This is a genomic window from Clostridium intestinale DSM 6191 (assembly GCF_900130055.1).
Lineage (GTDB): Bacteria > Bacillota > Clostridia > Clostridiales > Clostridiaceae > Clostridium_T > Clostridium_T intestinale.
Genome location: NZ_FQXU01000005.1, coordinates 478,668 through 499,947 on the forward strand (window position 1 = coordinate 478,668; position 21,280 = coordinate 499,947).

Below are 21,280 nucleotides of genomic sequence, written 5' to 3' on the forward strand. Positions count from 1 at the left end.
AAAGGAGGATTTTATGAAGAAGATATCATTATACATACATATACCTTTTTGTAAGCAAAAGTGTAAGTACTGTGACTTTTCATCTTATAGTGGGAAAGAAGATGTTATGAGTGAGTATGTAGATGCTTTAAATATAGAAATTAATAGCACCTCAAAGGAGTATACTTTTAAGACTATATTTATAGGTGGCGGAACTCCGAGTTATTTACCTTATGAGGAGTTAGAGAAACTACTTAAGAATGTAAGTAGTTTAAACTTAGAGGAAGATGTAGAGTTTACAGTAGAGTGTAATCCAGGAACCTTAACTAGAGACAAGTTAGAACTTATGAAGAAGTACAAAGTTAACCGACTTAGCTTAGGTCTGCAGAGTTCAAATGAAAGTTTGCTTAAAAGTTTAGGAAGAATTCATAGTTTTACAGAGTTTAAAGAAAACTATGACTTAGTTAGACAAGTTGGTTTTAAAAACGTAAATGTTGATTTAATGTTTGGTTTACCTAGTCAAACTCTGAAAGACTTTGAAGAAACTCTAAGTTCAGTAGTTGAACTTAGTCCAGAACATATATCAGCTTATTCTTTAATAGTAGAAGAAGGTACTCCATTTTACAAACTATATGAAAAAGGAAAACTTAAGCTACCATCTGAGGAAGAAGAAAGAGCCATGTATGAGTATGCAGTAGAGTATCTAGATTCTAAAGGGTATAAACAATATGAAATATCTAATTTCTCAAAAGATGATAAAGAATGCAGACATAATTTAGTTTATTGGGAACTTGGAGAATATTTAGGATGTGGAGTATCTGCTGCATCACTACTCAATGAAACTAGAACTAAAAATTATGATAAAATTGAAGATTATATTTTGTCAGTAGAAAAAAATTCAAATGGTATTGAAGAAACTAATCATTTATCAAAAGAAGAACTTATGGAAGAGTTTATGTTTTTGGGACTTAGAAAAACATCAGGAGTAAGTGAAAAAGATTTTTTTGAAAGATTTAATGTATCTATGGAAAGCATTTATAAAGATGTAATTAATAATCACATAAAAAAAGGATTATTAAATAAAGATAATGGGAAAATATATTTAAATAAAGAAGGCATTCAACTAAGTAATTACGTTATGAGTGATTTTTTGTTAAGTTAATAATTAGGAAAATATAAACAATAGTAATATAGAGAAAATAGCAGAAATTTTAAGCAATATATAGATTATTTCTCTAAATTAAGTCATAGCATAGTTAATTAATATTTCTGTTTATTGACAAAAAAACTTATAAATAATATATTAAATACGTAGTCGTTAGCACTCGATGATAGTGAGTGCTAATAAAAGAGGTGATACTATGGCAATAGATGAAAGAAAAATTAAGATTCTACAAGCCATAATTAGTGATTTTATAAACACAGGAGAGCCAGTAGGATCTAGAACTTTAGCTAAGAAATACGAATTGGGAATAAGTTCTGCAACAATTAGAAATGAAATGGCAGACTTAGAGGAGTTAGGCTACTTGGAACAACCTCATACATCTGCCGGAAGAGTACCCTCTAGTAAAGGCTATAGACTTTATGTGGATAAACTTATGTCTTACGAGAAACTAAGTTTAGACGAAGAATTAATGATTAAAAAGTATATTATTGATACTGCTTTATTTGAGGTGGATAGTATATTAAAGCAAGTCTCTTCACTTTTATCTGAACTAACTAGATTAACTTGTGTGGTTAAGGCCCCATCAGTTAGAAAAAGTTCAATGAAATCTGCACAATTAATACCTATAGATATAATAAATATTTTATGTGTAATTGTTACTGATAGTGGAGTAGTTAAAAATAGGCTGCTTAAGATAAATAAACCTTTAAGTATAGAGACGGTAACAAAAATAAATAATATACTGAATGATAGGCTTGTTAATTTGAGTATAGAAGAAATTAACCTTGAAGTCATAAACAGGCTTACTCATGAATTAAAAGGGTTTGATGAAATATTAAATGGAGTTTTAGCTCTTTTATATGAAACATTAAAATCATCGGATTCTTCTGAGGTATTTATGGAAGGAACCACCAATATATTCAATTACTCTGAATATAACGATATTGATAGAGCTAAAGAGATTTTACAGCTTCTTTATAACAAGGATACTGTAAATCAATTAATAAGTACAGATCATGGAATATCAATAAAGATAGGTGATGAGAATTTCTTACCTCAAGCAAAAGACTGTAGTATTATTTCTGCTGAATACATTTTAGGAGAAACAGCTCTTGGAACAGTTGGATTAATTGGACCTAAGAGAATAAACTATTCTAAAGTTATTTCTATAATGGCAGAGGTAATGAAGGAGCTTAATAATGTTCTTAACAATCAGAGCTTAAAATAATACTAGAGAGAAGGGGTGTAAGGATTTTGGAAAAAGAGAATATTAACACTGAAGATTTAAAAAATGAAAACTTAGAAGGAGAGCAGATTACTGAAACAGAAGATACTTCTAAAGACGTAGAAGAAAATGTTGAAGAAACTGCTGAAGAAGCAGAAGTTTTAGAAGATAAAGAATTTGAAGAAGTAATCTCTATTGAAGATGTGCTTAAAGGAAAAAATTCTAAATTAAAAGAAGAAAATACAAAACTTAATAACGAAGTTGAGGCATTAAAGGAAAGACTAGTAAGATTAAGTGCTGAGTATGAAAACTTTAGAAAAAGATCTCAAAAAGAAAAAGAAGGTATATACACTGATGCATGTTACGATGTAATAAAAGAAGTGCTTCCTACTCTTGATAACTTAGAGAGAGCAGTGGCAGTTGATGGATCGGTTGATGACCTTAAAAAAGGAATAGAAATGACTATAAGAGGTTTCAAAGGTTCTCTTGAGAAGTTAGGCGTTGAAGAAATAGATGCTTCAGAAGATTTTGATCCTAATCTTCATCAAGCTGTAATGCATGATCAAGATGAAAATTTTGGACCTAACAAGGTATCAGAAGTATTCCAAAAAGGATACAAAAAAGGTGAAAAAGTAATAAGATATTCAATGGTTAAAGTTGTAAACTAATTTAACTGAATTTAAGGAGGAAATTTAACATGGCAAAAGTAATAGGAATTGACTTAGGAACTACAAACTCATGCGTAGCAGTAATGGAAGGTGGAGATCCAGTTGTTATTGCAAACGCAGAAGGTGCAAGAACAACTCCTTCAGTAGTATCTTTTCAAGCAAATGGAGATAGATTAGTAGGTCAAGTAGCAAAGAGACAATCAATAACAAATCCAGATAAAACAATAATATCAATAAAGAGACATATGGGAACTAGCCATAAAACTAACATAGATGGCAAGGACTATACCCCACAAGAAATTTCAGCTATGGTTTTACAAAAAATTAAAGCTGATGCAGAAAGTTATTTAGGAGAAACTGTAACTCAAGCAGTTATAACTGTTCCAGCTTACTTTAATGACTCTCAAAGACAAGCAACAAAAGATGCTGGAAAAATAGCAGGATTAGAAGTATTAAGAATAATAAATGAACCAACAGCAGCTGCACTTGCTTATGGTTTAGATAAAATGGATACTAACCAAAAAATATTTGTATATGACTTAGGTGGCGGTACTTTCGACGTATCTATACTTGAACTTGGAGATGGAGTTTTCGAAGTTAAAGCTACTAACGGAGATACAAAACTAGGTGGAGATGACTTCGACCAAAAAATTATAGACTTTATAGCTGAAAGCTTTAGAGCTGAAAATGGTATAGATTTAAGAAATGATAAGATGGCGCTTCAAAGATTAAAAGAAGCTGCAGAAAAAGCTAAGATAGAATTATCTTCATCAACTCAAACAATAATAAACTTACCATTTATAACAGCTGATGCTACAGGTCCAAAGCATATAGATTTAACATTAACTAGAGCTAAATTCAACGAATTAACTCATGACTTAGTTCAAAGAACTATAGAACCAATGAGAAAGGCTTTAAATGATGCAGGTCTTAGCATAGGAGAAATAGATAAGGTATTACTTGTTGGAGGATCTACAAGAATACCAGCTGTTCAAGAAGCTGTTAAAAACTTTACTGGAAAAGATCCATCAAAGGGAGTTAACCCAGATGAATGTGTTGCTGTAGGAGCAGCTATTCAAGGTGGAGTATTAACAGGAGATGTTAAGGATGTATTATTACTAGATGTTACGCCTTTAACTTTAGGGATTGAAACATTAGGTGGAGTTGCTACACCATTAATAGAAAGAAATACAACTATACCAACTAGAAAGAGCCAAGTGTTCTCAACAGCAGCTGATAGCCAAACTAGCGTTGAAATTCACGTAGTTCAAGGTGAAAGACAAATGGCGCCTGACAATAAAACTTTAGGTAGATTTACTTTATCAGGAATAGCTCCAGCACCAAGAGGAATTCCTCAAATCGAAGTTACTTTTGATATAGATGCTAACGGAATCGTTAAGGTTTCTGCAACAGATAAAGGAACTGGTAAAGAAGCTAATATAACAATAACTGCATCAACTAATCTTTCAGATGATGAAATAGATAAGGCAGTAAAAGAAGCAGAAAAATTTGCTGAAGAAGATAAGAAGAGAAAAGATTCTATAGAAATAAAGAATAATGCAGAACAAGTAGTTTATCAAACAGAAAAGGCTTTAACTGATTTAGGAGATAAAGTATCAGCTGAAGATAAGAGCAAGATACAAGCTAAATTAGAAGAAGTTAAGAAAATCAAGGATGGAGAAGACTTAGAAGCTATAAAGAAAGCTACAGATGAGTTAACTCAAGAATTCTATGCTGTTTCTTCAAAAATTTATCAAGATGCTAATGCTCAAGGACAAGGATTTGACCCAAATAACATGGGAGCAAACCAAGGAGCAGCTCAAGATGATAATGTTGTAGATGCTGATTTTAAGGTAGAAGACGATAAATAGTTGAAACCATAGTGATAAATAGCATATAATATTTTGATAGGGAAGGGAGAACGACTCTTCCCTTTTAATTAAGTTTAATAGGTGGTGGATTTATGGCGTCAAAGGATTTATATGAAGTTTTAGGGCTTCAAAAAGGGGCCTCAGATGATGAAATTAAAAAAGCCTTTAGAAAGCTAGCAATTCAATATCACCCTGACAAAAATCAAGGAAATGCAGAAGCCGAGGAGAAATTTAAGGAAATAAATGAAGCATATCAAGTTTTAAGTGATCCTCAGAAAAAGGCTCAATATGATCAGTTTGGTACAACTGACGGATCAGGTGGATTTGGTCAAGGTGGTTTTGATTTCTCTGATATGGGAGGCTTTGGAGATATATTTGAAAGCTTCTTTGGAGGAGGCTTTGGGGGCGGCGGTGGCTCAAGAAGAAATGCCCCAAGGGAAGGTTCAGATCTTGAATATACTCTTCACTTAAGTTTTGAAGAAGCTATATTTGGAGTAGAAAAGGAAATTTCAATAACAAGAACGGAAAATTGTGAAACTTGTCATGGAACAGGAGCAAAAGTTGGAACTTCACCAAAGACTTGTTCTAAGTGTGGAGGCTCTGGTCAAGTAAGAGTTGAGAGAAGAACTCCACTAGGAAACTTTGTTAGTTCTTCAACTTGTGATGTTTGTGGTGGAACAGGTAAAGTAGTAGAAGCACCTTGTGATACTTGCAGAGGTAAAGGAAGAGTAAGAAAAAATAGAAAGATTAAAGTTAATATTCCTGCAGGAGTTGATACAGGAAATGTTATGCCTTTAAGGGGACAAGGAGACCATGGTGTAAATGGAGGTCCTCCAGGAGATTTATATGTTAAGATATCAGTAGCTCCATCAAAGATTTACACAAGAAAAGGCTTTGATTTATATATTGATGAACATATCTCTATGGCAAAAGCAGCACTAGGAGTAGATATTAAGGTTCCTACAATTGATGGTGAGGTTAAATATAGCATACCGTCAGGAACTCAATCTGGAACATTGTTTAGACTTAAAGGTAAGGGTGTTCAAAGAGTTAACTCATCAGCTCGTGGAGATCAATATGTTAAAGTTATAGTTGATATTCCAAAAGCTTTAAATGAAAAACAAAAAGAAGCATTAAGAATGTTTATGGAAGCTTCAGGGGAACTTCAAAATCAGGAAGTATCTCATGAAAAACATAAAGATTCAAAAAATAAAAAGAGCTTTATGGATAAAATATTCGGAGAATAAAAATAAAACCTAGTTTTATAGCTAGGTTTTTATTTTTTATTCTTTAGGAAATTATATTATTTCAAAGTTGTGGATAACTTTAATTAGATATGAATATAAGAAGGCTACATGAACTCCTAAAGAATAAAAAACAAGAAAATTGAGCGCCTGCCAGTTTTTCCTCACATGCGTTTGGAAAGGCAGATGCGCAAAAAAAGTCGACGGCTCATAATCGCCTTGGCGACTTTTTTATAAAGTTTTATCATGATAGAAAAAGACTGCACAGTATCAGAGTGCTGCACAGTCTTTTTAAGTTAGAATTTTTCGGAAAACTTTACAAAAGCAGATACAAAGGATTTAAGAAATTCTTTAGTGCCTTCATTTGATAGATTGCCGCTTTCATCTAATAATGCCATAACATTTCCTATATAAGCTTCTGGTTGTTGTAATGTATAAACATCTAAAAAAGTAAGTACTTGTCTTAAATGATGATTAGCACCAAAGCCTGAAATTGCACCAAGTGAAACACTCACAATTCCTGCTGGTTTACCTCCCCATACACTTTGACCATATGGTCTTGAAGCAACATCAAGAGCATTTTTTAAAACTGCAGGGACAGAACGATTATATTCTGGAGTAAAGAATAGGAAACCATCAGAAGAAGCAACTTCTTCTCTAAGTTTTGTCCAGGATGTTGGTGGATTATCCTCAAGATCTTGATTAAACATATCAACATTACTTATATCTATAAATTTAACTTCATAATCTTCTGGAAATACCGATGACACATAATTAGCTATAGATTTATTAAAGGAGTCCTTTCTAAGACTACCCACAATTATACCGATTGTTTTTTTACTCATAAATAAATACCTCCTAAAATGCTTTATATTATGCTTTAATTATAAAATTACTGAGAATAATTGTCAATAATTGTTAATATATTAACTATTGGTTGTGTAAAATTAAATTTAGTAGAAGTTTAATTTGTAGAAATTTTTAATAATTGAAATTAAACTATCTATTTGTTTTAATAGATTTATAGATAAAGAATAAAAAGAATGAGAGGACAAAATATGATATACATAGTTTCACCAGCAAAATCATTAAATTTTAGTGATAAATCAAATGTAGTTAGTGATAGAACTCCTAATTTCATAAATGAATCAGAAAAGCTTATAAAAGAATTGAAAAAGTTTAGTCCAGAAGATATTTGTTCATTGATGAAAATTTCTGAGAAACTTGGGGAACTTAATTTTTATAGATTTCAGCAGTATGAATTAAACCCTGTTAAAGGAGCTGTATTTGCATTTCATGGAGATGTTTATAGGGGATTAGATATAAACTCTTTAAAAGATGAATCAGTTTTGTATGGAGATAAACATTTAAGAATATTATCTGGTCTTTATGGGGTTTTAAGACCGCTAGACAGAATTAAAGAACATAGACTAGAGATGGGGACAAAACTTATGAATAAAGCTGGAAAAGATTTATATGAGTTTTGGGGAGATAAGATACTTGAGTTTTTAGATAATGAATTAAGTAAAGAAAAAACTAAAGTTCTAGTAAACCTAGCATCAGAAGAATATTCAAAGGCAGCAAGGCTTGAGGAATTAAAGAAAAAGTATAAGGTTATTACACCTGTATTTAAAGATTATAAAAATGGAAGCTACAAGATAATAAGTATATATGCTAAAAGAGCTAGAGGTCTTATGGCAAGATATTTAATTGAAAATGAGATAGAAAGTATTGAAGGTATTAAATATTTTGAGAGTGAAGGATATAAATATTCAGAAGAAAAATCTAACGAAGATTTTTTAGTTTTTATAAGAAATTAATCGCCAGTTGACATTGTAAAAGCCTTATTATATCATGATTAAGTCAGTCAAAAAGTACAAGCCCATATATATCTGATAATATGGTTCAGATGTTTCTACGAAATTCCGTAAAAATTTCGCTATGGGTAAATCAATGGTGATGTTAAGTATTTACTGTACCAGTTTGGTTTACCTATTCCAAGCGGGTACTTTTTTTACTCTTTAGGAATTATACATATTATAGTTGCAGAAGTGTTATGCAACTTCATAAAATTCATTTATTTTAAATACTAAGTCTAAAGAGTAAAAAATAAAACTGAGCGCCTGCCAGATTTTCCTCACATGCGTTTGGAAAGGCAGATGCGCAAAAAAAATCAACGGCTCAAAATCGCCTTGGTGATTTTTTTATTGCATTACTTATGAGGAGGCTTTTTATGAAAACTAAAGAAAATAACATTTTAGAAAAAATCTTTAAGTTAAAAGAAAACAAAACAGATGTAAAGACAGAAATATTAGGAGGACTTACTACCTTTGTAACTATAGCTTATGCTTTACTAGTTGTTCCTAATATTTTAAAGCTTGGAGGGATGAACTCTTTAGGTTTAAAGGGTGATGAGGCTGCAGTTTTAACTATAGCAAATGATCCTGTGGTTGGTTCTGCATTTGCATCAGTATGTATTGCAGCAGCAGTAGGTACACTTATTATGGCTTTTTATGCTAATATGCCTTTTGTATTGGCTCCAGGTCTTGGACTTGTTAGTTTCTTTGCTTTTAATATTTGTTTGAAATTAGGATATACATGGCAGCAAGGATTAGCAGCTGTATCTATATCAGGTATATTATTTATAATCATAACTTTGACATCCATAAGAGAAAAAATAGTTTATGCTATGCCACATAATTTGAAGCTTGCTATAACAGCCGGGATTGGATTGTTTATATCATTAATAGGTTTAAAAAGTGGAGGAATAGTAGTAGCTAATCCTGCAACTTTAGTTGCTTTTGGAGATTTTAAGAATAGCTCAGTTATACTAACAATAGTAGGTTTAGTTATTATGGCTGTATTAATGGCTAGAAATGTTAAAGGAGCCATGCTTATAGGAATTATAATAACTACTATAATAGGAATTCCAATGGGAATAACTAAGCTCGATAATGTACATGTATTTTCACTTCCACCAATAGGAAATACTTTCTTAGCTTTAGACTTTAAAGGACTATTGTCTCATAATGGAGGAGGACTAGTAGGAGCTATACTTACTATATTTATGGTTGTAATAACTTTGAGCTTAGTTGATTTATTTGATTCTTTAGGAACTTTAGTTGGAACTGCCCAAACTTCAGGAATGATAGATGAAAATGGAGAAGCTAAAAACTTAAGAAAATCTCTATTTGCAGATGCTATGGCAACAACTTTAGGTGGATTTTTAGGTACGACAACTTTAGCAACAGTTGTAGAATCAGCAGCAGGTATAGCAGCAGGTGCTAGAACAGGACTATCTAATGTAGTTGTAAGTATATTATTTATATGTTCATTATTCTTTAGCAGTCTTATAGGGGTGGTTCCTTCAAGCGCTACAGCGCCAGCTCTTATAATAGTTGGAGTACTTATGCTAAGTGCTGTTAAGGAAATAGACTTCTCAGACTTTACAGAAGCTGTACCAGCTTTCTTCACAATAGCTATGATGCCATTTACGTATTCAATAGCTAATGGAATAGCTGTAGGAATGATATTCTACCCACTGATGAAGGTATTTACAGGTAAAAGAAAAGATGTTCATCCAATTATGTACATAATGGCATTCTTATTTATATTAAGATTTATATTAATGCCAGATTAATATAAGCAATAAAGGGGACAGTTAATGATTATTTTCATTAACTGTCCCCAATTTTATTTAACTGATAGTTCTATTTGTTTATCATATTCAGGAATAATATGGTTTTGATTAACAACTTTAAGTTTAAAATCATCTAAGTTAGGGATTTCGTAGGTTAGGGTTCCTTCGTCAGCTCTTATTAAATTAGGGTTAAAGCCATATTTTTGATTAACATAGGTATCATCATTATACTTTAATGAAACTATATTAGGATCAAAGCAAACACCATCGAATTTATATTTAATTTCTAAATTGTTATTTTTATAAGAAGTTTCAAGAATATTTAAGACTAAGTCTTCAGATATTCTGATAACATAAGGTTTAGGAAGATTTATTAAATCTTTTGCGGGGATTTCCTTAACTAACAAACTTGGAACATCATAATTGGTTTTATAAGGTATAATCCAGATTTTATCTGGTCTTTCTTTTATAGATGAAAAATAATCTTCACCTGTTGAGGATCCATCTATTGAGGCTGAGGATCCTCTATAATTAAACAGTGTTTCATTTTTATCAGTTTTTATTATATAATGGAGGAATTTAAAGTCTTTACTAGCATTACTTATACTGTAAAAAGCTTTTGTATAAAATTGTCCTAAAGAAATTTCATCAAAATTAATATCTCCATATGGAGTTTTTAAAGGTTTATTGGTATCGGCATAATAAACTTTATCATATAATTTATCTTTAGGAAGGTTTAAAGATAAGTTCCATTTTCCATCAACACCATCAAAGTTTTTAATAGTATACTTTAGTTTTATATTATCATTTTCACTTATGTTTTTTATATCTAAAATATCTATTATTGAAACCATGTCGTAAGTATATCCATTATCTTCTGAGATTAAGGTTCCATAGTCTTCAGTTAATGGATCTTCAACTTTCTTACCATTTACATTTACATCTGAGTCCCATATACCAGGAAGTGAATTAGGTTTATAGGGAGTAGTTGCTTCGTAACTTAGTATAATAGAATCACCACTTATAACTAAATTCTTAAAATTAAAAGTTACATCAGAGTCCTTAGCAGTTATATTTAAGCTATTAATATAATCATCACTGTTATCTTTGTTAAAAATATCTAAAGATTTAAAAGAATCAAATACGCTTGTAAGCTTGGCATAAACAGGGGATAAGAAGATAAATAAAAATATTAAAACAAAAGAAGCTACCATAGGAAGTCTTCGGAATCTGTTTATCTTAGTTGGTTGTGATTTAGGTTCTAAGGAATCGAGAATACTATCAGTAAAAACTATAAAGTCTTCAGGTACTTCAACTTTTGAAGTTATATTTTTTATTCTTTTATCAAAATTATTATTTACCATTTACAAAACTCCCTTCTTTATTAGCATTCAAAATTAAATATAATTTATCTCTACCTCTGGATAACCTAGATTTAATAGTACCTTCTTTTATATTTGTGATTTTTGATATTTCACTTATTGATAAATCATTAAAATAGTAAAGAATAACTAAGATTTTTATATCATCATTTAAGGTGTTAATAGCTTCATATAAATCTAGATATTCATTAGGATCTTTATCATAGGTAATTTCATCAATTTCATTATTTAAGAAAATAATTTTAGAGTTTTTTCTTAAAATGTCATTACATTTGTTTATAAGTATACGTATTATCCAAGTTTTAAATAGTTTTTCATTTTCTAAGGTGTCTATCTTCTGATAAGCGGTTAATATAGTTTCGCTTACAGCATCTTTTATGTCTTCTTCATTTTTAAAGAAGCCTTTAGATATCTTGTACAAATCAATTCTTATGTCTTTGATTATTTGAGAAAAGGCTTCTTTATCACCTTTTTTAGCTTTTTTGACTAATAAAAACAATCTCATCCCTCCTTCTTTCAACCATTAGACGGATTGAAAAGGCTAACGGTTCCATTATAATACAATAAAAATAAAATACATATTGAAATTAACTAATAATAACTATTGACAAGTATAAATTATTTGGTAAAATATAGTTGTATAGGAAAAGTAGTAAGTGTATATAATGAATATAGATAAAATTAATAATTGAATATAATATAGATAAACTGAGAGGAGATAGGATTATGCAAGTAAATTTTAAAGGAAATCCAGTAACATTAGTAGGAAAAGAAGTTAAGGTAGGAGATACATTTAGAGACTTTGTTGTTTCAAAAAATGATTTATCTCCATTAACATTAAAAGATACAAAGGGAGTAAGAATTTTTTTGGCAGTCCCATCTGTAGATACATCTGTTTGTGATTTAGAGGTTAGAACCTTTAATGAAAAAGTATCTGAACTTAAAGGGGTTACAGTTTACACTGTATCAATGGATTTGCCTTTTGCTCAAGCAAGATGGTGTGCAGCAGAAGGAATTGAAAATGTAGTAACTGTTTCTGACTATAAAGATAGAGCTTTTGGAGAAGCTACTGGAACATATGTTAAAGAGTTGGGTCTTTTAACTAGAGCAGCTTTTGTAGTTGATTCAGATAATAAGGTAACTCATGTAGAATATTTAGGTGAAATAGCAGAGCAACCTAAGTTTGAAGAAATAATAAATGCAGCGAAGGCAGCAAAATAATTAAATAAGTTTATAAGGGCTATGTAGTAAGGCTTTAGAAGATCCTTATTACATAGCCTTCTTTTTGGTTTTATGTGGTAAAATAGAATTGCTAATAAAATTCAAATTGACCATTTATTAGATTTTAACATGGCTTTTAAAAGGTGAGGTAAAGAAATGAAGAAGGATAAAAAGATAATAGTACAATTTACGGTTTTAACATTTTTTATAGCCTATATTGTAGCAGGTATATTGATTGTTCTTGAACAATTTGGATATTCGGTTCATAATTGGGTTAACTCGTTAGGGGAATTCGTAATGAATATTCCTTTTGCCATATATATTTTATCGCCTGCTATTGCATCATATATAGTTCTTAAGAAAAATAATAAAATAACAGGTCTTAAAGAATGGCTCAAAACTGTTTTTTACGTCAAGAATAAAATATCTCTCTATTTGTTCGTTATTGGAGGGCTTGCGCTTTATTTTTTGACTCATATGGTAGTTACAGGAACCACTAAAATGGTCCTTCCATTTTATATGATTTTTCTTTCTTTGCCTGGTAATCTTATTATTGGTGGTTTAGAGGAATCTGGTTGGATGTACGTATTGCAGCCTAGACTTGATAAAAAATATGGTTTTATTATATCTTCTATTTTGGCTGGCCTCATTTGGATTCCATGGCATATCCCACTTTTCTTTATTCCAGGGACGAATCATGGAGATGGACTAATTAACTTTTGGATGTTTTCGGTTCAACTCATAGCGTTTCGTTTTTTCAACGGAGCAATTTACAAGATATCAGGAAAAGGCCGTGTGTTTATGTGTGTATTATTTCACACCATGTTTAACGCAGCATCCCCTCTCTTTGGTACAATGACTATGACTTGGACAGGGACTATTGCCGCGAATTCTGTTATTGTTCTTGTGTCGATTATAACAGTTGTAATATACAACAAAAAGAGTAAACCAATAGTACAAAATAAGGTGATTAAGTAATATTTGATAGTCAATTGTTAATTCTAAAATGCCATAGACATAATTACTCTTTACGTGTAAAATATTATATTAGTCAATGGATGTAGAAAGGAATGAATTTAATGCAAGGAACTTGGATGGAAGTTAAGGTAATAACAAAAAGCGAGGCTCTTGAACTAGTATCAGCTATTTTTTACTCGTTAGATTGTAAGGGGGTAGCTATAGAGGATCCTAATGATATATTAGATAGAGAGCAAGGACCTTTAACTTGGGATTTTGCAGATTTAAATATATTAGAATATAAAGGAAAAGCAGCTTGTGTAAAAGGGTATTTTGCAGAAGAAGATAAGATAGAAGAAGTAGTTACTTATATTAAAGAGAAAGTTGAAGAGCTAAAAGAAATGGGCTTCGATTTGGGAGATGCAGAAGTTATCTCTACAAAGATGAAAGAAGAAGATTGGGCAAACAACTGGAAGCAGTACTACAAACCAACTAAGATAGGTAAAAAGATTGTAATTAAACCTATATGGGAAGACTATAAGGCAGAAGGCGAGGATTTAATAGTTGAACTAGATCCAGGTATGGCTTTTGGCACAGGAACTCATGAAACTACTAGAATGTGTGTTGCGGCTTTAGAAAGATACACAAAAGAAGATACTGTAGTTTTTGATATAGGAACTGGTTCAGGAATTCTTGCAATAGTTGCAGCTAAACTTGGAGCTAAGCATGTAGTTGGTGTTGACTTAGACCCCGTAGCAGTAGACTCTGCAAAAGAGAATTTAACATTTAATGATGTTAACAATATAGAAATACTAGAAGGTAATCTTTTAGATGTAGTTGATGGAAAAGCAGATTTAGTTGTTGCAAACATCATAGCAGAAATAATCTGTATTTTAACCCCAGATGTTAAAAAGGCACTTAATAAAGATGGAATCTTTATAACATCAGGAATAATTCATGATAGAAGAGAAATGGTTATAGCTAATCTTGAAGAAAATGGTTTTGAAGTTATAGAAGTTAATAAAGATGGCGAGTGGAATTGTATAATTGCAAAGTTGAAATAAGGAGAGAAGAGAATGCATAAGTTTTTTACTCCTAAAGAACTGTTTTATGAGAATGAGGCTAGAATACTAGGTGAAGATGTTAAACATATATATAGAGTTCTAAGACTTGAAGAAGGCGAAAAAGTAGTTATAAACAATCTTCAAGGAGAAGAGTTTTTAGGAAGAATATCAGAAATAACTAAGACTGAAGTTAAAGTAGTTATAGATGAAAAGTTAGAAGTTAATAATGAAAGCCCACTTGAAGTATATCTTTATCAAGGACTTCCTAAAGCTGCAAAGATGGACTTAATTGTTCAAAAAGGAACAGAACTTGGATTTAAAGAAATAACTCCAATAATAACCGAGCGAGTTGACGTTAAGTTAAAGGGTGAGTTTAAGAAGTTAGACAGACTTGAGAGAATAGCTTTAGAAGCTTCAAAACAAAGTAAGAGAACTTTTATACCTAAGATAAACTCTCCTATTTCTTTTAAAGAGTTAGAGGAAGAGTTAAAACTTATGGACTTAGTTGTAGTTCCTTATGAAAATGCTGAAAACTTTGGAGTTAAGTCTTTAGTTAAAAATTTAGATAAAAGTGTAAACAAACTTGGGATTATAATAGGTCCTGAAGGTGGGTTTGAAGAAGAAGAAATAAACAAACTTAAAGATAATGGAGCTTATATTGTAACTTTAGGACCAAGGATTCTAAGAACTGAAACAGCTGGTTTTGTTTGTGGATCATTGCTTCAATATGAGCTTGGAGATTTAGGAGGAAATGAGTAATGAAAGTGGCATTTGCGACATTAGGTTGCAGGGTTAATGTATATGAATCAGAAGCTATGATGGAAAAGTTTATAAGAGAAGGATATGAAGTTGTAGACTTTAGCGAAGTTGCAGATGTTTATGTTATAAATACCTGCTCAGTTACTAACATGGGAGATAAAAAATCTAGACAGATGATTTCTAGAGGAAGAAGACAAAATCCAGATGCTGTTATTGCGGCGGTAGGATGTTACTCTCAGATAGCTCCTAATGAGGTTAGTAGCATAGAAGGCATAGATGTAGTACTAGGTTCAAGAAACAAGGGAGAAGTGGTCTATTGGGTTAATAAAGCTAAAGATGAAGGTAAGATGCAGGTTCAAGTTTCAGAAGTTCTTAGAAATAAGGAATTTGAAGATTTGAGAATCGAAGAGTATCAAGATAAAACTAGAGCTTTCTTAAAAATACAAGATGGGTGTAATAGGTTTTGTGCCTATTGTTTAATACCATATACTAGAGGTGCAGTTTGCTCTAAGGATCCTAAAAAGGTTATAGAAGAAGTTAAAGTTTTAGCTGAAAATGGATTTAAGGAAATAATCCTTTCAGGAATACATATAGCTTCCTATGGAGTAGAATTAGATGAGAAGATAACTCTTATAGATATAATAGAGGAAATTGAAAATATAGATGGGATTGAAAGAGTTAGAATAGGATCTATTGATCCAACTTTCTTTACTGAAGAAGTAGTTGAAAGAATTACAAAGTTTAAAAAACTTTGCCCTCACTTCCATCTTTCATTACAAAGTGCTTCTAATGGAACTCTTAAAAGAATGAATAGAAGATATAACATAGAAGAATATGAGAGTATAGTTAATATTTTAAGGGGAAAGATAAAAGATGTGTCTTTAACTACAGACATAATAGTTGGATTCCCAGGCGAAACAGAAGAAGAGTTTAATGAAACTTATAAGACTTTAAGTAAAATAAAGTTATCTAAGATGCATATATTTAAATATTCCCCTAGAAAAGGTACTAGAGCTGCTGACATGGAAAATCAGATAGATGGAAATGTCAAAGAGGAAAGAAGTAAAAAACTAATAGAGTTAGATCTGAAAAATGAAAAAGAATTTATAGAAAAATATATAGAAACAGAAATTCCTGTTTTATTTGAGCAAAAGGTAAAAAATGAACAGGACTTATATGAAGGATATACTCATAACTACATAAAGGTTATAGTTTGTTCTAAAGAAAAAAACTTAATAGGTAAAATTATTAAAGTAAAAATAAATGATGCAGGAAATGGAGTAGCCTATGGAGAAATAATAGATTAAGGGGGTGAAAACATGAATGATTGTATTTTTTGTAAAATAGCAAAAGGAGAAATTCCGTCAAAAAAAGTCTATGAAGATGATAAAGTGTTTGTTTTTCACGATATAAACCCGGAAGCTTCAGTACATGTATTAGTTATTCCTAAAGAACATATAGCGAGTGCTAATGATATAGATGAAAGTAAAAGTGATATAATAGCACATATATACTTAGTTATCCATAAGATAGTAAGAGAACTAGGTATATCAGAGACTGGCTACAGAATAGTTAATAATTGTGGTGAAGATGGTGGTCAAACTGTAAATCATCTACATTTTCATATTCTAGGAGGAAGAAGTCTTAAATGGCCTCCAGGCTAACAATAATTATATGAAGTTCTTGACATTGTAAAATATAGTATTGTATAATATAGCGTGTGTTGTTTAAAGCCCACGGCTGTGCATTATAACATATTAGCTAGCGGAGGGAGGGATAGTAGATGTCAGAAATTAGAGTTGGAGAAAATGAAACACTAGAAAGTGCTTTAAGAAGATTCAAAAGAAAATGCGCTAGAGCAGGTGTTCTTTCAGAAGTAAGAAAAAGAGAACATTATGAAAAACCAAGCGTTAAGAGAAAGAAAAAATCAGAAGCTGCTAGAAAGAGAAAGTTTAAATAATAGCAGAGTTCTATAAAAGAATTTCTTTGAAAGAAGGTATTATATTGCCAACAATAAAAGAAAGACTTCAAGAGGACTGGAAACAGGCTTTAAAGGCAAGAGAAAAATTTAAGGCTGAAGTTTTAAGCATGGCTAAAGCAGCTGTACTTTTAGTTGAAAAAACTAACAATGTCAAAATTGAAGATGAGCAAGTTATAGAAATTTTAGCAAGAGAAATCAAGCAAAGAAAAGAAGCTATGCTTGAGTTTGAAAAGGGAAATAGACAGGATCTTGTAGATAAGTCTAAGACTGAGATTGAGATTTTGCTAAATTACCTTCCTCAACAGTTAAACGAGAATGAAATTCTTGAAATTGTAAAACAAGCTGCGCTTGAAGTTGGTGCCAACTCTCCTAAGGAGATGGGAAAAGTTATGGCGAAAGTCAGACCTTTAACTGTAGGCCGTGCTGATGGTAAACTTGTAAGTTCAATTGTTAAAGAATATTTAAGTAAATAATTTTACGTTATAAAAGGAGTTCACTTTGTGAGCTCCTTTTTTACATACCATGAAATATCAATATAAATGATATTTTAAAATTTGTAATTTAATAAACCACATCATCATAAATTAATATGAAATGATTTTTTTTTGAGGGGTTTTATGGAGTCTAAGTGGAATAGAGCAAAAATGAAGTTAGCTGAAAACCTAGAAATACCAAATGATGTCATATTAAGTACGCCGAAAATAACTATCTCAAGTAATAATGAAATATCTATAGAGAATCATAAAGGGATAATAGCCTTTGAAAGAGAGTATATAAAGATAAATTCTAAAATAGGGACTATAACCATAAATGGAAAAGACTTTGAGATAGCTTTTATTGGAGGTCAGACTATAGTAATTCAAGGAGAGTTCAAATCAGTAATTTATGAGGGGATGGGGTAAATGGAGATATTAAAAAAACTTAAAAAGGGAACAATAACTATAGAGGTAAGAGCTATGATTCCAGAGAAATTTATCAATTTACTTTGGAGTCATGGCATTTATTCTAAAAATATTAGAAAAGTTGATTTAACAACATTTCTTGTGGAGATAAACTTAGTAGACCTTAAAGAAGTTCAAACTATAGCCAAAAGAATAAATGCAAAAGTAAAGGTTGTTGGGAAAAAAGGTTTAGCTTTTTATCTTATAAAAGCTAAAAGGCAAGTTTCTTTATGTGTAGCTGGAATAATATTTTTGGGGGTTATGTTCTACTTGTCTACATATATTTGGAGTATAGAGATTAACACTAAAAAAATATTGTCACCTTTTGAGATTAGAAGACAATTAAATTCATTAAATGTAAAACCTGGTGTTAAGAAAACATCTTTAGATGTTTATGCTTTAGAAAAGCAGCTAGAAGACACTAATAGCGATATAATGTGGGTAAAAGCAAGAATAGAAGGCTCTACCTTGAAGGTAGATATTGAAGAGAAGGTAAACCCACCAGAGATTAAAGAAAAAGAAGACAATGAAGGTGTAATTGCTAAGATAGACGGGGTTATAAAAAGGATTTATACAATTTCAGGAACTGCTGTTGTTAAGCCTGGTGATATAGTTAAGGCTGGAGATTTGCTTATAAAGCCATATCAAGGAAAAGAAGGGATTGAATATCCAACTAAAGCAGAAGGTAAGGTTATGGCAAGTACGGCCTATGAAAAGATATTAGAGGTACAAATAAGCGGTAAGTCAAAAGAGAGAACAGGAGAAAAAGATAAAGCTATATATGTCGAAGTTCTAGGAAAGAAAATTTATCTAAAAAAGCCTATAAAAACATATAAGGACTATGATAAAATAGAAGTCAAAGATAACTTTATAAAAAGTGAAGTTTATTATGAGGTTTCAGAGAAAGAGCTAAACTTAAACGAAGATGAGGTTAAGCTTAATGTGCTAAATAAGTCAAGAGAGGCAGTTTTAAAAGAGATTGATAAGAAAGATACCATAGTACAAGAAATTCAAGATGTTGAAAACATAGGGGATGGAAAAATCATAATAAAAAATAAGTTTATAGTAGAGCAAGATATATCACAAATGAACAATTAACTTTAATAATAAAAAGTAGGTGAAACTATGGCTAAGAAATTGGATAACCAAAGAAATATACAACTAAAAAGAATTTTAACTTTCTTCTTCACCTTCTTATTAGCTTTTTTGATTTTAATGACTGCTATTGTCACTAAGAAATATAATTTAAATCCAGGGGATATAGCTAATGCGGATATAAAGGCCCCTAGAGATACAATAGATCAGATGGCTACAAAGGCTAAGGAAGATGAAGTTGTCCAGCAAATAGATAAACAGTATACATTGAAGACAGATGTATCAAAAACAGCAGAGGATAACGTAAAGAACTTTTTTCAAAAGATAATAGCACTTAAAGATTCCACAGTACAAGAGAATGACAAAATAGCTGCTATAAAAACCTTAAATGTAGTTAAGTTAGATGATGAAGACTATAAATATTTACTTTCAGTATCTAAAGAAGACATCACTTTATTTCAAAATAAGTCCTTAGAGATAATAGGACTTGTTTACAAGAAGAACATAGAAGAAGATAAGGCAGAAGATATACAAGCTGCAAAAAATGAAGTTGAAAACAACTTAAACAACAGTAGCTTTAATAGAAGACCTAGAGATATATTGAATCTTCTTATAACTTCTCAAATAAAACCTAACTTCTTTTATGATAAAGAAAAAACTGATGAAAAAATTCAAGAAGCACAGAAAAATGTCCCTAAGATAGTAATAAAGAAAAATCAAACTATAGTAAAAGAGGGAGAGCCTGTTACGGAGTCTCAGATAGAGCTTTTAAATGAATTAGGACTTCTTAAAAATTCTGCAGCTGGAGATAGTCTATATGTATATTTTGTATTAGGTATATTTGTAGCTGTAATATTAACTATTGAATATTTTTATATTTATAAATATTACAGAAAGATTTTTGATAATACAAATAATCTAATACTTATAAGCATAATTAACATAATATCTTTAGTTTTAGCAAGAAGTACGGCGCTTATATCACCTTATTTAGTGCCAATGATATTTGGACCAATAATGCTTACTTTGTTATTAAACTATAAAATAAGTTTAGTAGTTAGTTTGTTAAACTGTGTACTAATAAGTGGAGTTATAAGCTTTAAACCAGAAGTTATGATTTTAGCTTTTGTTTCTAGTGTTTTAGGGTCAACTTCTCTAAGAAAAATGCAACAAAGAAATGATATTCTTTTATCAACTGCATATATAGCACTTATGTGTGCAGTGCTTACATTTTCAACAGGTACATTATTATCAAATGACATGATGGAAGTGCTTGAAAGTACAGCTATGGGGGGAGTCGGGATACTTTTATCGGGAATACTTGCTATAGGATTTTTACCCGTATTTGAAACTACATTTGATATAGTAACTACTGTTAAGTTACTAGAACTATCTAATCCTAATAGTCCGCTGCTTAAGAAACTTTTAATGGAAGCACCAGGTACTTATCATCACTCAGTTTTAGTATCTAACTTAGCAGAGCTTGCAGCAGAAGAGATAGGTGGTAACTCAGTATTAGCTAGAATAGGTTCTTTTTATCATGATATAGGAAAAACAAAAAGACCTTATTTCTTCAAAGAAAACCAAATAGGGAAAGACAATCCTCACGATAAAATAACTCCGAACTTAAGTACATTGATTATAACATCACATGTTAAAGATGGACTTGAGATGGCTAAAGAATACAATTTGCCAAAGGTAATAAGAGATATTATAGCTCAACATCATGGTACAACCTTGGTTAAGTATTTTTATTATAAGATGAAAAACTCACCAGAGGGTGGAGAAGAAGTTAAGGAAGCTGATTTTAGATATCCAGGACCAATACCAGAAAGTAAAGAAGCGGGAATAATAATGTTAGCTGATTCTGTAGAAGCTGCGGTAAGGAGTATAAGTGAACCAACAAAGGGGAAAATAGAGGAAATGGTTAATAATATAATTAAAGATAAGTTGCATTCAGGTCAGTTAGACAACTGTGATTTAACTTTAAAAGACTTAACCAAAATAAGACAATGTTTTTTAAAAGTTTTAAGTGGAATATATCATGAGAGGATTGAATATCCCACAGAAGAAAAAGGAGTAAAATAA

The 21,280-nt window shown here is 31.0% G+C and carries 21 protein-coding genes and 1 riboswitch; of the genes, 18 read left to right on the top strand and 3 right to left on the bottom strand.

Going from position 1 to position 21,280, the window contains the following annotated elements; translation table 11 throughout:
• Nucleotides 1–13 precede the first annotated feature (13 nt).
• The 5 genes from hemW to dnaJ all read left to right on the top strand — a co-directional run bounded on the left by hemW (nt 14) and on the right by dnaJ (nt 6,155).
• Entirely contained in the window at nt 14–1,141 is a 1,128-nt protein-coding gene (gene hemW, locus BUA92_RS08855; protein WP_073018751.1) for a radical SAM family heme chaperone HemW, read from the top strand.
• Nucleotides 1,142–1,340: 199 nt separating this feature from the next.
• Nucleotides 1,341–2,372 carry a heat-inducible transcriptional repressor HrcA gene (hrcA, locus tag BUA92_RS08860; RefSeq protein WP_073018753.1) on the top strand — a complete coding sequence of 344 codons (1,032 nt, stop codon included), beginning with the start codon at nt 1,341–1,343 and terminating at the stop codon, nt 2,370–2,372.
• Between the two features lie 26 nt (nt 2,373–2,398).
• Nucleotides 2,399–3,037, top strand: a complete 639-nt coding sequence (gene grpE, locus BUA92_RS08865) for a nucleotide exchange factor GrpE (RefSeq protein WP_073018756.1) — start codon at nt 2,399–2,401, stop codon at nt 3,035–3,037.
• 29 nt (nt 3,038–3,066) lie between these two features.
• Nucleotides 3,067–4,908, top strand: a complete 1,842-nt coding sequence (gene dnaK, locus BUA92_RS08870) for a molecular chaperone DnaK (RefSeq protein WP_073018758.1) — start codon at nt 3,067–3,069, stop codon at nt 4,906–4,908.
• A gap of 92 nt (nt 4,909–5,000) precedes the next feature.
• The gene (gene dnaJ / locus BUA92_RS08875; protein ID WP_073018760.1) at nt 5,001–6,155 is read left to right on the top strand and encodes a molecular chaperone DnaJ; all 1,155 of its coding nucleotides are present in this window, start codon (nt 5,001–5,003) and stop codon (nt 6,153–6,155) included.
• A 293-nt stretch (nt 6,156–6,448) separates the two neighbouring features.
• Here the strand turns inward: dnaJ and BUA92_RS08880 are convergent, their stop codons facing one another.
• Nucleotides 6,449–6,997, bottom strand: coding sequence for an NADPH-dependent FMN reductase (locus BUA92_RS08880; protein WP_073018762.1), 549 nt, complete (start codon nt 6,995–6,997; stop codon nt 6,449–6,451).
• Between the two features lie 213 nt (nt 6,998–7,210).
• On the opposite strand from BUA92_RS08880, the gene yaaA reads away from it, so the two are divergent.
• Together yaaA and BUA92_RS08890 are read left to right on the top strand one after the other, a co-directional pair.
• Complete coding sequence (yaaA, locus tag BUA92_RS08885; protein ID WP_073018764.1) at nt 7,211–7,972, top strand: peroxide stress protein YaaA; 762 nt, start codon at nt 7,211–7,213, stop codon at nt 7,970–7,972.
• Between the two features lie 42 nt (nt 7,973–8,014).
• Nucleotides 8,015–8,114, top strand: a riboswitch (purine riboswitch).
• A gap of 271 nt (nt 8,115–8,385) precedes the next feature.
• Nucleotides 8,386–9,792: an NCS2 family permease gene (locus tag BUA92_RS08890; RefSeq protein ID WP_083553457.1), complete on the top strand. Its 1,407-nt coding sequence runs from the start codon at nt 8,386–8,388 to the stop codon at nt 9,790–9,792.
• Nucleotides 9,793–9,845: 53 nt separating this feature from the next.
• Here BUA92_RS08890 and BUA92_RS08895 read toward each other — a convergent pair whose 3' ends face one another.
• Nucleotides 9,846–11,156 carry a DUF4179 domain-containing protein gene (locus BUA92_RS08895; protein ID WP_073018768.1) on the bottom strand — a complete coding sequence of 437 codons (1,311 nt, stop codon included), beginning with the start codon at nt 11,154–11,156 and terminating at the stop codon, nt 9,846–9,848.
• The gene (locus BUA92_RS08900) at nt 11,146–11,673 is read right to left on the bottom strand and encodes a sigma-70 family RNA polymerase sigma factor (protein WP_175550878.1); all 528 of its coding nucleotides are present in this window, start codon (nt 11,671–11,673) and stop codon (nt 11,146–11,148) included. The genes BUA92_RS08895 and BUA92_RS08900 overlap by 11 nt, the downstream gene beginning before the upstream one ends.
• A 227-nt stretch (nt 11,674–11,900) precedes the next feature.
• Here BUA92_RS08900 and tpx point away from each other — a divergent pair, with 227 nt between their 5' ends.
• The 11 genes from tpx to BUA92_RS08955 all read left to right on the top strand — a co-directional run bounded on the left by tpx (nt 11,901) and on the right by BUA92_RS08955 (nt 21,280).
• A complete protein-coding gene (gene tpx, locus BUA92_RS08905; protein ID WP_073018771.1) occupies nt 11,901–12,395 on the top strand; it encodes a thiol peroxidase in 495 nt (164 codons plus the stop codon).
• A 156-nt stretch (nt 12,396–12,551) separates the two neighbouring features.
• Nucleotides 12,552–13,373 (top strand): CPBP family intramembrane glutamic endopeptidase, encoded by an 822-nt coding sequence (locus BUA92_RS08910; protein ID WP_073018773.1) that lies wholly within the window; start codon nt 12,552–12,554, stop codon nt 13,371–13,373.
• Between the two features lie 101 nt (nt 13,374–13,474).
• Complete coding sequence (prmA, locus tag BUA92_RS08915) at nt 13,475–14,416, top strand: 50S ribosomal protein L11 methyltransferase (protein WP_073018930.1); 942 nt, start codon at nt 13,475–13,477, stop codon at nt 14,414–14,416.
• Between the two features lie 12 nt (nt 14,417–14,428).
• A complete protein-coding gene (locus tag BUA92_RS08920) occupies nt 14,429–15,175 on the top strand; it encodes a 16S rRNA (uracil(1498)-N(3))-methyltransferase (RefSeq protein WP_073018775.1) in 747 nt (248 codons plus the stop codon).
• The gene (mtaB, locus tag BUA92_RS08925) at nt 15,175–16,482 is read left to right on the top strand and encodes a tRNA (N(6)-L-threonylcarbamoyladenosine(37)-C(2))-methylthiotransferase MtaB (protein ID WP_073018777.1); all 1,308 of its coding nucleotides are present in this window, start codon (nt 15,175–15,177) and stop codon (nt 16,480–16,482) included. Before BUA92_RS08920 ends, mtaB begins: the two co-directional genes overlap by 1 nt.
• Before the next feature lie 12 nt (nt 16,483–16,494).
• Nucleotides 16,495–16,839: a histidine triad nucleotide-binding protein gene (locus tag BUA92_RS08930; RefSeq protein ID WP_073018780.1), complete on the top strand. Its 345-nt coding sequence runs from the start codon at nt 16,495–16,497 to the stop codon at nt 16,837–16,839.
• A 119-nt stretch (nt 16,840–16,958) separates the two neighbouring features.
• Nucleotides 16,959–17,135: a 30S ribosomal protein S21 gene (rpsU, locus tag BUA92_RS08935; RefSeq protein WP_021801013.1), complete on the top strand. Its 177-nt coding sequence runs from the start codon at nt 16,959–16,961 to the stop codon at nt 17,133–17,135.
• A gap of 44 nt (nt 17,136–17,179) precedes the next feature.
• Nucleotides 17,180–17,629, top strand: coding sequence for a GatB/YqeY domain-containing protein (locus BUA92_RS08940; protein WP_073018782.1), 450 nt, complete (start codon nt 17,180–17,182; stop codon nt 17,627–17,629).
• 144 nt (nt 17,630–17,773) lie between these two features.
• Entirely contained in the window at nt 17,774–18,058 is a 285-nt protein-coding gene (gene yqfC / locus BUA92_RS08945; RefSeq protein ID WP_021801015.1) for a sporulation protein YqfC, read from the top strand.
• Nucleotides 18,059–19,195 carry a sporulation protein YqfD gene (gene yqfD, locus BUA92_RS08950; protein WP_073018784.1) on the top strand — a complete coding sequence of 379 codons (1,137 nt, stop codon included), beginning with the start codon at nt 18,059–18,061 and terminating at the stop codon, nt 19,193–19,195.
• Between the two features lie 27 nt (nt 19,196–19,222).
• Complete coding sequence (locus tag BUA92_RS08955) at nt 19,223–21,280, top strand: HD family phosphohydrolase (RefSeq protein WP_073018786.1); 2,058 nt, start codon at nt 19,223–19,225, stop codon at nt 21,278–21,280.

What these genes read in the sequence shown, in the direction of transcription:
- hemW (WP_073018751.1), top strand. Translation starts at nt 14, where the DNA reads ATGAAGAAGATATCATTATACATACATATACCTTTTTGTAAGCAAAAG.
- hrcA (WP_073018753.1), top strand. Translation starts at nt 1,341, where the DNA reads ATGGCAATAGATGAAAGAAAAATTAAGATTCTACAAGCCATAATTAGT.
- dnaK (WP_073018758.1), top strand. Translation starts at nt 3,067, where the DNA reads ATGGCAAAAGTAATAGGAATTGACTTAGGAACTACAAACTCATGCGTA.
- dnaJ (WP_073018760.1), top strand. Translation starts at nt 5,001, where the DNA reads ATGGCGTCAAAGGATTTATATGAAGTTTTAGGGCTTCAAAAAGGGGCC.
- BUA92_RS08880 (WP_073018762.1), bottom strand. Translation starts at nt 6,997, where the DNA reads ATGAGTAAAAAAACAATCGGTATAATTGTGGGTAGTCTTAGAAAGGAC.
- yaaA (WP_073018764.1), top strand. Translation starts at nt 7,211, where the DNA reads ATGATATACATAGTTTCACCAGCAAAATCATTAAATTTTAGTGATAAA.
- BUA92_RS08890 (WP_083553457.1), top strand. Translation starts at nt 8,386, where the DNA reads ATGAAAACTAAAGAAAATAACATTTTAGAAAAAATCTTTAAGTTAAAA.
- BUA92_RS08895 (WP_073018768.1), bottom strand. Translation starts at nt 11,156, where the DNA reads ATGGTAAATAATAATTTTGATAAAAGAATAAAAAATATAACTTCAAAA.
- tpx (WP_073018771.1), top strand. Translation starts at nt 11,901, where the DNA reads ATGCAAGTAAATTTTAAAGGAAATCCAGTAACATTAGTAGGAAAAGAA.
- BUA92_RS08910 (WP_073018773.1), top strand. Translation starts at nt 12,552, where the DNA reads ATGAAGAAGGATAAAAAGATAATAGTACAATTTACGGTTTTAACATTT.
- prmA (WP_073018930.1), top strand. Translation starts at nt 13,475, where the DNA reads ATGCAAGGAACTTGGATGGAAGTTAAGGTAATAACAAAAAGCGAGGCT.
- BUA92_RS08920 (WP_073018775.1), top strand. Translation starts at nt 14,429, where the DNA reads ATGCATAAGTTTTTTACTCCTAAAGAACTGTTTTATGAGAATGAGGCT.
- mtaB (WP_073018777.1), top strand. Translation starts at nt 15,175, where the DNA reads ATGAAAGTGGCATTTGCGACATTAGGTTGCAGGGTTAATGTATATGAA.
- BUA92_RS08930 (WP_073018780.1), top strand. Translation starts at nt 16,495, where the DNA reads ATGAATGATTGTATTTTTTGTAAAATAGCAAAAGGAGAAATTCCGTCA.
- rpsU (WP_021801013.1), top strand. Translation starts at nt 16,959, where the DNA reads ATGTCAGAAATTAGAGTTGGAGAAAATGAAACACTAGAAAGTGCTTTA.
- yqfC (WP_021801015.1), top strand. Translation starts at nt 17,774, where the DNA reads ATGGAGTCTAAGTGGAATAGAGCAAAAATGAAGTTAGCTGAAAACCTA.
- yqfD (WP_073018784.1), top strand. Translation starts at nt 18,059, where the DNA reads ATGGAGATATTAAAAAAACTTAAAAAGGGAACAATAACTATAGAGGTA.
- BUA92_RS08955 (WP_073018786.1), top strand. Translation starts at nt 19,223, where the DNA reads ATGGCTAAGAAATTGGATAACCAAAGAAATATACAACTAAAAAGAATT.